The organism is uncultured Sphingomonas sp. (genome assembly GCF_964244265.1).
Lineage (GTDB): Bacteria > Pseudomonadota > Alphaproteobacteria > Sphingomonadales > Sphingomonadaceae > Sphingomonas.
Genome location: NZ_CAXTHV010000015.1, coordinates 1 through 12,038 on the forward strand (window position 1 = coordinate 1; position 12,038 = coordinate 12,038).

7 protein-coding genes, 1 tRNA gene, 1 pseudogene and 1 CRISPR repeat array are annotated in these 12,038 nt (G+C 67.9%); of the genes and pseudogenes, 8 read left to right on the forward strand and 1 reads right to left on the reverse strand.

Annotated elements, in window-relative coordinates; all coding sequences use genetic code 11:
- Positions 1-55: 55 nt before the first annotated feature.
- Positions 56-466: pseudogene (locus ACFE7K_RS07845) on the reverse strand (queuosine precursor transporter); the annotation flags it as partial.
- 80 nt (positions 467-546) lie between these two features.
- Between ACFE7K_RS07845 and ACFE7K_RS07850 the strand changes: the two are divergent.
- From ACFE7K_RS07850 to cas2, 8 genes are all read left to right on the forward strand, one after another.
- Positions 547-623, forward strand: a tRNA-Arg gene (locus ACFE7K_RS07850).
- Between the two features lie 227 nt (positions 624-850).
- Positions 851-3,157, forward strand: a complete 2,307-nt coding sequence (locus ACFE7K_RS07855) for a CRISPR-associated endonuclease Cas3'' (RefSeq protein ID WP_375397630.1) — start codon at positions 851-853, stop codon at positions 3,155-3,157.
- A gap of 90 nt (positions 3,158-3,247) precedes the next feature.
- Positions 3,248-3,925: a type I-C CRISPR-associated protein Cas5c gene (cas5c, locus tag ACFE7K_RS07860; protein ID WP_375397631.1), complete on the forward strand. Its 678-nt coding sequence runs from the start codon at positions 3,248-3,250 to the stop codon at positions 3,923-3,925.
- The gene (gene cas8c / locus ACFE7K_RS07865; protein ID WP_375397632.1) at positions 3,922-5,751 is read left to right on the forward strand and encodes a type I-C CRISPR-associated protein Cas8c/Csd1; all 1,830 of its coding nucleotides are present in this window, start codon (positions 3,922-3,924) and stop codon (positions 5,749-5,751) included. The genes cas5c and cas8c overlap by 4 nt, the downstream gene beginning before the upstream one ends.
- Positions 5,741-6,703 carry a type I-C CRISPR-associated protein Cas7/Csd2 gene (gene cas7c, locus ACFE7K_RS07870; RefSeq protein ID WP_375397633.1) on the forward strand — a complete coding sequence of 321 codons (963 nt, stop codon included), beginning with the start codon at positions 5,741-5,743 and terminating at the stop codon, positions 6,701-6,703. Before cas8c ends, cas7c begins: the two co-directional genes overlap by 11 nt.
- 1 nt (position 6,704) lies before the next feature.
- Positions 6,705-7,382 carry a CRISPR-associated protein Cas4 gene (cas4, locus tag ACFE7K_RS07875; RefSeq protein WP_375397634.1) on the forward strand — a complete coding sequence of 226 codons (678 nt, stop codon included), beginning with the start codon at positions 6,705-6,707 and terminating at the stop codon, positions 7,380-7,382.
- Positions 7,382-8,422: a type I-C CRISPR-associated endonuclease Cas1c gene (gene cas1c / locus ACFE7K_RS07880; RefSeq protein ID WP_375397687.1), complete on the forward strand. Its 1,041-nt coding sequence runs from the start codon at positions 7,382-7,384 to the stop codon at positions 8,420-8,422. The genes cas4 and cas1c overlap by 1 nt, the downstream gene beginning before the upstream one ends.
- Positions 8,423-8,432: 10 nt before the next feature.
- Complete coding sequence (gene cas2 / locus ACFE7K_RS07885; RefSeq protein ID WP_375397688.1) at positions 8,433-8,717, forward strand: CRISPR-associated endonuclease Cas2; 285 nt, start codon at positions 8,433-8,435, stop codon at positions 8,715-8,717.
- 193 nt (positions 8,718-8,910) lie between these two features.
- A CRISPR array of direct repeats spans positions 8,911-12,036; the repeat unit is 32 nt; unit sequence GTCGCGCCCCGCGGGGGCGCGTGGATCGAAAC.
- The last annotated feature ends 2 nt before the right edge of the window (positions 12,037-12,038 follow it).

Genomic DNA, 12,038 nt, shown 5'->3' on the forward strand with positions numbered 1-12,038 from the left:
CATAGCCCCTTCCTCTCAGGAGTTAGGGCCTCCGACAAACCCGGGGCGGTTCAATGTCGCCGGCCCAGAAGGCGGTGAGCGACGCCAGCACGATCCGCCAGCCTGCGCCGAACACGCTCTCATAGGCGGCCTGCCCGCCCCATCCCGCGGCCGGCGGCAGGTTGACGACGACCCATTCCATCGCCGCCATGAAGATCAGCGCCCCCGCCGCAACCCAGATCACCCGCCGTGCCCGGGCAAAGCCATAGACCTCGGTCAGGACGTCATCCAGGACGTAGGACAAGGGAAAGAACAGGATACCCGCGCCAAAGATGAACGGATGACCGCCGATCGTGAGGACCGACAGCTTCGCCGCCCCGATCAGGTTCGACAGCATCAGGATGACGACGAAAGCCGTCATGACGACGTCGTAATGGCGGAACTGCGTGCCCGCGGTATCGCCGGCCGTCACGCGCCTTATGGTCATCGTCACCCCGCTCGCCGGCCCGGCGGCGACTATGATCGCAGTTCCCGATCGCCGCAATCCGCGCTAGGCAATATGACGACGCGCCCGTAGTTCAACTGGATAGAGCACGAGCCTTCTAAGCTTGGAGTTGCAGGTTCGAATCCTGCCGGGCGCGCCAATTGCTAGCTGACAGGAAAGCGTTGGGCACCATCGCATGGGATGAGCGCGATCGACCATGCCAGTTGAACGATCGCCTAGATGCCTTGCGTTGAGGGGCATTCGGGCCGTTGCTCCTGACGCCGGGTATCGCCTTGACAACTACCAAACATCAAGGATCAACTCGGCTTCTCACTCGCTGTGATCGTTCAAATTATGGCATCTTCGTCACTGCTGTTCGCTCATTCTGTGCCGGGGGACGACGATCGCGCGCACTGGGAACTGCTCTCCCACCATCTGCATAACGTCGGCCGTGCGGCAGCCGGGTATGCGGCGCCGTTCGGTTTCGAGAAGCTGGCGCTCGCGGCCGGGCTGCTGCACGACATCGGCAAATGTTCGGCGGCGTATCAACGCTACATCGCGACTCCGGGCGCCAATCGCGGGCCCGATCACAGCACCGCCGGCGCGCGCGAAGCGGTGGCGCTGTATGGCGCGCCGCCCGGGCGCATCATCGGCTATGCGATCGCCGGGCATCATGCCGGGCTGATGGACGGAGCGGGCACGGCAGGGAAGGGGAGCGCGCTCGACCTCCGGCTCGACCATGCCGCCTATCCGATCGAGCCGTATCCGGGCTGGCGCGCGCAGGTTCCGGACCTGCCGACGCCGGACGAACTGCGCGACGTGCCGCCGCCCAGCCTCGATCCGCACCATCGCGGTTTCGGCCTCGCATTCGTCACGCGCATGATCTTTTCGTGCCTGGTCGACGCGGACTTCCTCGAGACGGAGCGGTTCTACGCCCAAGTCGACGGTGTTCCGCCCCCGCCGCGCGGCGGAAACCTCGATGGCGGCCAGCTCGCCCGCGTGCGCGCCTTCATGGACGATCGCCCCTCCGCCGACACCGCGCTGAACCGACTGCGCGCGGAGATCCTCGACCATGCGATCGCCAAGGCCGCGCTCGCGCCCGGCTTCTTCACGCTGACCGTGCCGACCGGCGGCGGCAAGACGCTGACCTCGCTGCGCTTCGGGCTCGAACATGCCGCGACGCACGGACTGCGGCGGCTGATATATGTAATTCCCTACACTTCGATCATCGAGCAGACCGCGCAGGTGTTCCGCGAGCAGGTCGGGCTCGGCGGCGACGTGCTCGAGCACCATTCGAGCTTCGACTGGGACGAGCGCCGGCCCGGCACCGAGAATGACGAAGAGGGCGAAGGTGCGGCCGGCCGCGCGAAGCTGCGCCGCGATGCCGAGAATTGGGACGCGCCGATCGTCGTCACCACCGGTGTGCAGTTCTGGGAGAGCCTGTTCGCCGCGCGGACGAGCCGCGCGCGCAAGCTGCACAATCTGGCGGGCAGCGTGATCGTGCTCGACGAGGCGCAGATGCTGCCGCTGAAGCTGCTCAGGCCGTGCCTGGCGGCGCTCGACGAACTCGTGCGCAATTACGGCGCGAGCGTCGTGCTGTGCACCGCGACGCAGCCGGCGCTGCGGCTGATCGACGGCGCGCTGCCGCCGCGGATCGAGAAGGGCATTCCGGTCGCACAGGGCCTGGCGATCGACCTGGAGCGCGAACTCGCGCCGCGCCCGACCGAACTCTATGCCGAGCTGAAGCGAGTCGAGGTCGAATGGCGGCGCGATCCGGTCGAGGATGCGGAGATCACCGCGCGCTTCGCCGCGTGCGAGCGCATGCTGTCCATCGTTAACAGCCGCCGCCACGCGAGCGACCTGTTCGAGGCGATCCGCGCGCAGGACGGCGCGCGGCACCTGACCACCTTGATGTGTCCGAAGCACCGGCGGCAGGTCCTTGAAGCGGTGCGCGCGGATCTTGCCGCGCAACGGCCGGTGCGGCTGGTCGCGACGAGTCTGATCGAGGCAGGCGTCGATGTCGATTTTCCCGAAGTGTGGCGTGCCGCGGCGGGGCTGGATTCGATCGCCCAGGCCGCCGGCCGCTGCAATCGCGAGGGAAGGCTTGCAGGCCTGGGGCGGACGATCGTGTTCGAGCCGGCCGGGCACACGGTGCCGCCGGCGATCTTGCGCTCCTACGAAGCGGCACGAGGGGTGCTGCGGCGCGATCTCGATCCGCTCGGGCTGGAGGCGGTGCACGCCTACTTCCGCGAGCTCTATTTCCGGGCGCGCTATGATGCGCTCGACGCGGCGGAACTCGATGGCGAACCCTTCCCGATCATGCCCGCGCTCGACGCGGGAGCGGGTGCGATGTCGTTCCCCTTCTCCCGCGTCGCACAGGCGTTCAAGCTGATCGACGAGACGATGGAGCCGATCCTGATCCCGTGGGACGACGCCGCCGAAACCGCGCTCGACGCGCTCGAACATGCCGAACTGCCGCCGGGGAGGGTGCTGCGGACGTTGCAGCAATATGTCGTGGCAGTTCCCGCGAAGGTGCGCCGCGACCTGCTCGCGCGCGGCGGCGCGATGGCGATCAAGGGTGCGGCATATGGCGACCGCTTCGTGCGGCTCCACGATCTCGCGCAATACGATCCGGTACGCGGGTTGCGGATCGACGATCTGGATTGGCGCAACGCCGAAAGCAACATGATGTAACCGCGCGAAAAATCCGGAACGGATGCAGTTTCCCGCTTGCGATGCGCGAACATCTGTGGAACTTTTCGTGGCATCAAGGGGGCAGAACCGATGGCCGTAAGGCTGCATGTCTGGGGGGAGCGTGCCTGTTTCACGCGGCCCGAGCTCAAGGTCGAGCGGGTCAGCTACGACGTCCCGACGCCGACCGCCGCGCGCGGCATCCTTGAGGCGATCCACTGGAAGCCGGCGATCCGCTGGCAGGTCGATCGCATCCACGTGCTGCGCGAGATCCGCTTCCAGTCGCTGCGCCGCAACGAGGTCGGCGCGAAGGCGAGCGCCGCGACGGCGCGCAGCGCGATGAACCGCGGGACGACCGACGGTCTCGGCATCATGGTGGACGAGAACCGCCAGCAGCGTGCGGCGATGATCCTCGTCGATGTCGCCTATGTCATCGAGGCGCATTTCGAGATGACGGCGAAGGCCGGCCCGGAGGACACGCCCGACAAACACATCAATATGTTCAACCGCCGCGCCCGCGCGGGCCAGTGCTTCCACCGCCCCTGTCTCGGCACACGCGAATTCGTCGCCGAGTTCGAACTGATCGAGGACGGCGCGCCGCTGCCCGAGAGCCGCCTCCCCACCGACCAGCGAACGCGCGATCTCGGGTTGATGCTGCACGACATCGACTTCTCGAACCCCGCCGATGCCGTCTCGCATTTCTACCGCGCGCGCATGGTCGACGGTGTTATCGCCGTGCCGCCGCGCGGGAGTTCGGAGCTGGTCGCATGACGATCCTCCAGGCGCTCGACGGCTATTACGACCGGCTTCACGCCGGCGGACGCGCCGAGCTGCCGGGCTGGAGCCGCGAGAAGTTCGGCTGGTGCATCGTGATCGATAACGTGGGGGAGCCGGTCGACGTGCTCGACCTGCGCGATGCGAGCGGCAAGAAGCCGGTGGTGAAGGCCTATCCCGTCCCGGCCGGCGTCAAGCGCACCGTCGGCATCGCGCCGAACCTGCTGTGGGACAAGACCGCCTATGTCCTCGGCCGCACCGTGGGCGAGGGGAAGCGCACCGCGCAGGAACATGCACGCTTCGTCGAGCTGCACGTCGGCCTGCTCGCCGATGCGACTGACGAAGGCCTCGTCGCGCTACGCCGCTTCCTCGAACGCTGGCGGCCCGAGCGTTTCGATGCCGCGCCATTCCGCCCCGAGATGCTCGACGGCAATTTCATGTTCCGCCTCGATGGCGATCGCGACTATCTCCACATGCGGCCTGCCGCTGTCGCGCTCGTCGCCGATGCCGCGCCGAGCAGCGATGCCGCCGCCGATATCCTCTGCCTCGTCACCGGTCGCCGCGCGCCGCTCGCGCGGCTCCACCCGACGATCAAGGGGGTCGAGGGCAGCCAGTCTTCGGGCGCTTCGCTCGTCTCGTTCAATCTCGACGCGTTCACCTCGTACAACAAGGACCAGGGCGCCAACGCCCCGACATCGGAGGCAGCAGCGTTCCGCTACGGCGGCGCGCTCAACGAACTGCTCGCGCGCGGCGGCCCCAACCGTGTCGCGCGGCCGATCGGCGATGCGACGATGCTGTTCTGGGCCGATGCGAGCGATGTCGATCCCGCCGCCGCCGATGCCGCCGACGCCTGGGTGCGGGCGGCGTTCGATCCCGACGCGCTCGAGGATGCCGCCGCGATGCTGCTCAAAGACCAACTCAGCGCGATCGGCCAGGGCCGCCCGCTGAGCCAGGTCATCGCGCCGAACGTCGAGGATGGCTTGCGCTACTACATCCTCGGCCTTGCGCCCAACGCCGCGCGGCTGTCGGTGCGCTTCTGGGAGGAGACCAATGTCGGCACGCTGGCGCGCCGCGTCGCCGACCATTATGCCGACACCCGCATCGAGCCCGCCCCGTTCGGCTGGATCAAGCCGCCTTCGGTCGGGCGAATGCTGGCGCAGGCCACCGCGCTGCAGGGCAAGTTCGAGAACATCCCCAAGCTCCTGGCCGGCGAGGTGATGCGCGCCGTGATTACCGGCGCGCCTTACCCGCGCACATTGCTGGCGGCGACGATCATGCGGCTGCGGGCCGGGGGACCTAGAACCAAGGACGGCGGGCTGGCGGAGATCGGCTGGCACGCCGCCATGATCCGCGCGGTACTGGAACGCGAAGCGCGACTATCGCATGGAAAGAAGGAGGGAGCGCCCATGGGCCTCGACAAGCAAAGCTCGAACCAAGCCTACCGATTGGGGCGGCTGTTCGCCGCGCTCGAATACGTGCAGGAGCAGGCGATCGAGGGCGCCAAGGCCACGATCCGCAGTCGCTTCCTGGCTTCGGCCTCATCTGCCCCCGCATCGGTGTTCCCTACGCTGATGCGGCTGTCGCAGCATCATATCGTCAAGCTGACGGGTTCGACCAACCCGCGCGCGGCGACATTCCACGATCGGCAGATCCAGGAAATCCTCGATGGCGTGCCTGGCGAGTTCCCCGTTTCGCTCACCCTCGCCGACCAAGGTCGCTTTTATATCGGTTATTACCACCAGCGCGCCGAACGCTTCCGCAAGCGCGACGACAAGGCAGCACCCGAAGTTCCGGAACAAGAGGAGGGCAGTGATGGCGAATGAGAGCGCAGCGGTGAACCGGCGATACGAATTCGTTCTTTATTTCGACGTCAAGGACGGCAATCCCAACGGCGATCCCGATGCGGGCAACCTGCCGCGCGTCGATCCGGAGACAAACCACGGCCTGGTCTCCGACGTCGCGATCAAGCGCAAGATCCGCAACTATGTCGCCACCAAGACGGCAATGGGCGCGCTCGATCCGGCAGGTCACGAAATCTACATGAGCGAGGGCGCGGTGCTCAACCGCGAGCATCACAAGGCATGGACCGCGCAAGGGATCACGCCCGACAAGGAAAACGATTTCAGCAAGCTGCCGAAGCAGGAGGGCGCCGCGCGTCGCTTGACCGCGTGGATGTGCGCGAACTTCTTCGACATCCGCACCTTCGGCGCGGTCATGACGACCGAATTCAACTCGGGACAGGTGCGCGGACCAGTCCAGATCGCCTTCGCGCGCTCGGTCGAGCCGATCCTGCCGCTTGAGATTTCGATCACGCGCTCGTCGGTCACCAACGAGAAGGATATCGACAAGGAGCGCACGATGGGCCGCAAGCACATCGTGCCCTATGGCCTGTACCGCGCGCACGGTTTCGTCTCCGCGCCACTCGCCTCGCACCCGACCAAGGGCACCGGCTTCTCCGACGCCGACCTGGACCTGCTGTGGGAAGCGCTCGGCAACATGTTCGACCACGACCATTCCGCCGCGCGCGGCGAGATGACGACGCGCAAGCTGATCGTCTTCCGCCACGCCTCGGCACTCGGCAACGCGCAGTCGCACAGGCTGTTCGACGCGGTGAAGACCGACCGGCTGTTCCAGGGATCGGCGCACGAGATCGACAGCGACGCCTATCTCGCCAATACCGGCAACTGGCCGCCCGCGCGCCGCTTCGAGGACTACCGTATCCGCATCGAGCGCGAAGGATTGCCCGAAGCGGTCGAGATTCTCGAGCTCTGCTGAGATGATGCCCCCGCCGCCACCGGACGACCGCGTCGAGGACGCGCTCGTGCCCGTGTCGGCGCTGCAGCATTACCTGTTCTGCCCGCGGCAATGCGCGCTGATCCATCTCGAACGGCTGTGGGCCGAGGACGGGCGCACCGCCGAGGGACGCATCCTGCACGAGCGCGTCGATCATGGCCGGCCCGACCGCAAGCGCGGCGTGCGCACGGTACGCGGGCTGGCGATCCGCTCGCTTGCGCTCGGCGTCACCGGCAAGGCCGATGCGGTCGAGTTCCACGGATTGGCGCCCGCCTCGCCCTACCCGATCGAATACAAGCGCGGCCATCCCAAGGCGCACCGCGCCGACGAGGTGCAACTGTGCGCGCAAGCACTGTGCCTGGAGGAGATGTTCGGCGTCACCGTGCCCGAGGGTGCGCTGTTCTACGGCGAGACGCGCCGTCGCGTCGTCGTCGCGATGGACGCCAGCCTGCGCGCGCTGACCGCCGACGCCGCCGCCGCGGTGCGCGCGATGATCGCCGCGAACCGGACCCCGCTGCCCGTTGCCATGCCGGGGTGCAGGCATTGCTCGCTGCACGACCTGTGCCGTCCCGAGCGGCTCGAGCGCGCGCCCGATGTCGCGCGCTGGCTCGCCGGGCAGATCGCCGCGGGAGACGACGGCGTCGCGGGCGACCGCGCGTGATGCGCCGTCATCTCAACACGATCTACGTCACCAGCGACAATGCCTGGTTGCGCAAGGATGGTGCGAACCTCGTCGTCGAGGTCGATGCCGCCGAGCGCGGCCGCGCGCCGCTGCACATGATCGACGGTGTGGTCAGCTTCGGCCATAACGGCGCGTCGCCCGCGCTGCTGGCCGCCTGTGCCGACGCCGGGATCGCGCTTTCCTTCCTGACCCCCAACGGCAAGTTCCAGGCGCGCGTCGAGGGGCCGCGCAGCGGCAACGTGCTGCTCCGGCGCACGCAATATCGCTGGGCCGACGATCCGGCGCGGGCGGTCGCGATCGTGCGCGGGATCGTCGCCGCCAAGGCCGCCAACCAGCGCACCGTGCTGCGCCGCGCGCTACGCGATCACGGCGGCGCGATGGAGGAGATGCGGCGCGCGGCGATCGTCGCGGCCGAGCGGCGGCTGACCGACGTCGCGCGGCGGACCTTGCGCGCGCCCGATGTGGCGACGCTGCGGGGGATCGAGGGCGAGGCGGCGCAGGTCTATTTTGGCGTGTTCGACTGCCTCGTGCGCGCGGGCGACGGCGCGTTCGCGTTCCACGGCCGCTCGCGCCGGCCGCCGCTCGACCGGATCAACGCACTGCTCTCGTTCCTCTATGCGATGCTGGGGCACGATTGTCGTTCGGCGCTGGAAAGCGTCGGGCTCGATCCGCAGGTCGGCTTCCTTCATGCCGACAGGCCCGGCCGCGCGAGCCTGGCGCTCGACCTGATAGAGGAATTCCGCCCGGTGCTGGCCGACCGGCTGGCGCTCAGCCTCGTCAATCGACGCCAGATCGTGGCGAGCGATTTCACGATCGAGGAGGGCGGCGCGGCGTCGCTCACCGACGCGGCGCGCAAGGCGGTGCTGGTCGCCTGGCAGGAGCGCAAGCGCGACGAACTGCGTCATCCCTTCCTCGGCGAAACGGTGACGCTGGGGCTCGTGCCGCACCTGCAGGCGCTGCTGCTGTCGCGGCATCTGCGCGGCGATCTCGACGGCTATCCGCCGTTCGTGTGGAAGTGACGCCGTGCTGATGCTCGTGACCTACGACGTGAACACGCAGGATGCCGCCGGACGGCGACGCCTGCGACGCGTCGCGCGGGCATGCCTGGACGTCGGCCAGCGTGTGCAGAACTCGGTGTTCGAGTGCGAGGTCGATCCGGCACTGTGGGCTGTGCTACGGGCGCGGTTGATCGACGAGATCGATTGCGACAAGGACAGTCTGCGCTTCTACCGCCTTGGTGCCGACGGCAAGCGCCGGATCGAGCATGTCGGTGCGAAAGTGATTCTGGACTTGTCGGGCGCGTTGGTCTTCTAATCCAATTATGCGGATGCGCGAACCACTAGCGGTGCAGATTTATCAGCGCGGTTCGCGCAGAGGCAATTGTTCGCAAAATCAGTTACTTGGTAACGCAGTCGTGTTGATACCGGGTGTAATGCTGCGTCTTGCAGCGCGATACGCGCAACCGGTGGGTTTTCGTGTTCATTCTCATTGTGATAACGCCAATGCAGTCGCGCCCCGCGGGGGCGCGTGGATCGAAACCCGTCGGGAACAACCACCGGATGCGAGGATGCGGTCGCGCCCCGCGGGGGCGCGTGGATCGAAACGACAGTGCATCGCTCAACCTCCCCCGCCCCGGCGTCGCGCCCCGCGGGGGCGCGTGGATCGAAACCAAGGCATGGTGAGTGCCCTCCTATTCGACGTTGGTCGCGCCCCGCGGGGGCGCGTGGATCGAAACTAGTGGATCATCGATGGTATCCCGCCAGCGGTTGTCGCGCCCCGCGGGGGCGCGTGGATCGAAACCCATAATGCCCGTCAACTTGCTGGCGTAATTCGGGTCGCGCCCCGCGGGGGCGCGTGGATCGAAACCTTGGCGATGAACGCGAGTTGTTCGGCGCGCGACGTCGCGCCCCGCGGGGGCGCGTGGATCGAAACCCTCGCCCGATCGGCCAGGAATTGGACGTTGGCGTCGCGCCCCGCGGGGGCGCGTGGATCGAAACGTGGCCGGAGCCGCCAGCATCGCCACCATGGCCTTGTCGCGCCCCGCGGGGGCGCGTGGATCGAAACTTCGAGGAGAAGGCGATCGACGCTGCCTCCGACGTCGCGCCCCGCGGGGGCGCGTGGATCGAAACTGCTTTACCGGCGACTGGTCGGCTCTCGATCCCGAGTCGCGCCCCGCGGGGGCGCGTGGATCGAAACAAGAACGAGCGGGCCATCGCGATCGGCGTCGGCGTCGCGCCCCGCGGGGGCGCGTGGATCGAAACCGCGAGGAGTTGGCGTCCGGCCGGGCGAAGACGAGTCGCGCCCCGCGGGGGCGCGTGGATCGAAACTTCTCTGTGCCGGACGAGCTGCTGCCGGCGGTGGTCGCGCCCCGCGGGGGCGCGTGGATCGAAACTACAACACCAAGACCGGCGAGGAGGTGCGCGCGCTGTCGCGCCCCGCGGGGGCGCGTGGATCGAAACAAGCAGCAGGGGTTCAATGCCGCCAACGCGCGCGTCGCGCCCCGCGGGGGCGCGTGGATCGAAACCTGGAACAGCGCGACATCGACCCGGAGACCGCGCGTCGCGCCCCGCGGGGGCGCGTGGATCGAAACCATTAGATGAACCTCACCTTTCGCTTGTCGAAGCGTCGCGCCCCGCGGGGGCGCGTGGATCGAAACGGCGATGTCCGGTGCCGCACTTTTTTCCCGGCAAGTCGCGCCCCGCGGGGGCGCGTGGATCGAAACTACGTCATGATGATCCCCAAGGGGACGACCGGCGTCGCGCCCCGCGGGGGCGCGTGGATCGAAACCCCGAATATGCGGACGGCCATTGGTTGAACGCCGTCGCGCCCCGCGGGGGCGCGTGGATCGAAACTTTGACGAGTTCGACGCTATCGCCCGGAACCGCGGTCGCGCCCCGCGGGGGCGCGTGGATCGAAACATTATGGAAGGCCGCCGGCAAGCGGCGTCGCGGGTCGCGCCCCGCGGGGGCGCGTGGATCGAAACCAGTCGCGGACCTGGATTATGTCGCCGCCGGGGGTCGCGCCCCGCGGGGGCGCGTGGATCGAAACCGGCCGGGGCGCTACAAATGGTCACACCGTTACGTCGCGCCCCGCGGGGGCGCGTGGATCGAAACGTGAGCGCGTCGTTGGCCGCGCGGTTCGCTTGTGGTCGCGCCCCGCGGGGGCGCGTGGATCGAAACTGGCGGGTGCCTGCCCGAACCTGATGGTGACGGAGTCGCGCCCCGCGGGGGCGCGTGGATCGAAACAATCTGGTCCAGGGTCATGTCCGTGTCTCCCGCGGTCGCGCCCCGCGGGGGCGCGTGGATCGAAACTACTGGAAACAGTGGCGTTGCTTTTCTGTTTAACGGTCGCGCCCCGCGGGGGCGCGTGGATCGAAACCGCCGCTCCCACCGTCCGGCATCGTTCTGCTTCCAGTCGCGCCCCGCGGGGGCGCGTGGATCGAAACCGTATGTCCCCAATGTGGGCATCGCGAACGGGCGTCGCGCCCCGCGGGGGCGCGTGGATCGAAACCGACAAGGGCTATACTTCGGTCCAAAAGCTGAAGTCGCGCCCCGCGGGGGCGCGTGGATCGAAACTTCGTGAAGTTTGTAATCGAATTGATTTGGCCCGGTCGCGCCCCGCGGGGGCGCGTGGATCGAAACGTTTCGGCAAACCATCCCACACTATTAGGCTGCGGTCGCGCCCCGCGGGGGCGCGTGGATCGAAACTATCAGGCCGCGACCCGGCTTACGGCGTCGGCTGTCGCGCCCCGCGGGGGCGCGTGGATCGAAACACCGGCGCGTCGCCGGGCGGGCGCTTCTTGCCCGGTGGTCGCGCCCCGCGGGGGCGCGTGGATCGAAACCCGTTCGTCAAGTATCCAAGCTTCATGCGATAGAGTCGCGCCCCGCGGGGGCGCGTGGATCGAAACGAAGTCGAAACCGCCCCCTCGGGTGATAATGTCGTCGCGCCCCGCGGGGGCGCGTGGATCGAAACTTCCTCGAATTTCCGTTGCCTGTTTTGCGCCGTGTCGCGCCCCGCGGGGGCGCGTGGATCGAAACCCAAGCCAACTAATCGCACGGCAATTGTCGGCTGTCGCGCCCCGCGGGGGCGCGTGGATCGAAACTACGCAACGATACATGAAATCAAAGCGGGGCTCGTCGCGCCCCGCGGGGGCGCGTGGATCGAAACCTGATGGGCGTTTTGCTGATGATCGTTGCGCGGGTCGCGCCCCGCGGGGGCGCGTGGATCGAAACGATTTCCTATGGCAACATGGAACTCGTTCTCAACGCGTCGCGCCCCGCGGGGGCGCGTGGATCGAAACTCAATGCGTTAGACCTTTGACGTTGGGCATTTGACGGTCGCGCCCCGCGGGGGCGCGTGGATCGAAACTTTCGGTCCTGTGGAGCCTTGTGCTGCGCGAGGTGTCGCGCCCCGCGGGGGCGCGTGGATCGAAACTTGCACAACGATAGGCGATGAAAAAGCCTCTCTGGTCGCGCCCCGCGGGGGCGCGTGGATCGAAACATCTCTTCGGCGACGAGCTTCGCATAGGCCGGTGGTCGCGCCCCGCGGGGGCGCGTGGATCGAAACTCCACGCGCACTCGGCGCTGATCGGCGCGCTGGTTGTCGCGCCCCGCGGGGGCGCGTGGATCGAAACAC

What these genes read in the sequence shown, in the direction of transcription:
- cas5c (WP_375397631.1), top strand. Translation starts at nt 3,248, where the DNA reads ATGGCCGTAAGGCTGCATGTCTGGGGGGAGCGTGCCTGTTTCACGCGG.
- cas8c (WP_375397632.1), top strand. Translation starts at nt 3,922, where the DNA reads ATGACGATCCTCCAGGCGCTCGACGGCTATTACGACCGGCTTCACGCC.
- cas7c (WP_375397633.1), top strand. Translation starts at nt 5,741, where the DNA reads ATGGCGAATGAGAGCGCAGCGGTGAACCGGCGATACGAATTCGTTCTT.
- cas4 (WP_375397634.1), top strand. Translation starts at nt 6,705, where the DNA reads ATGATGCCCCCGCCGCCACCGGACGACCGCGTCGAGGACGCGCTCGTG.
- cas1c (WP_375397687.1), top strand. Translation starts at nt 7,382, where the DNA reads ATGCGCCGTCATCTCAACACGATCTACGTCACCAGCGACAATGCCTGG.
- cas2 (WP_375397688.1), top strand. Translation starts at nt 8,433, where the DNA reads ATGCTCGTGACCTACGACGTGAACACGCAGGATGCCGCCGGACGGCGA.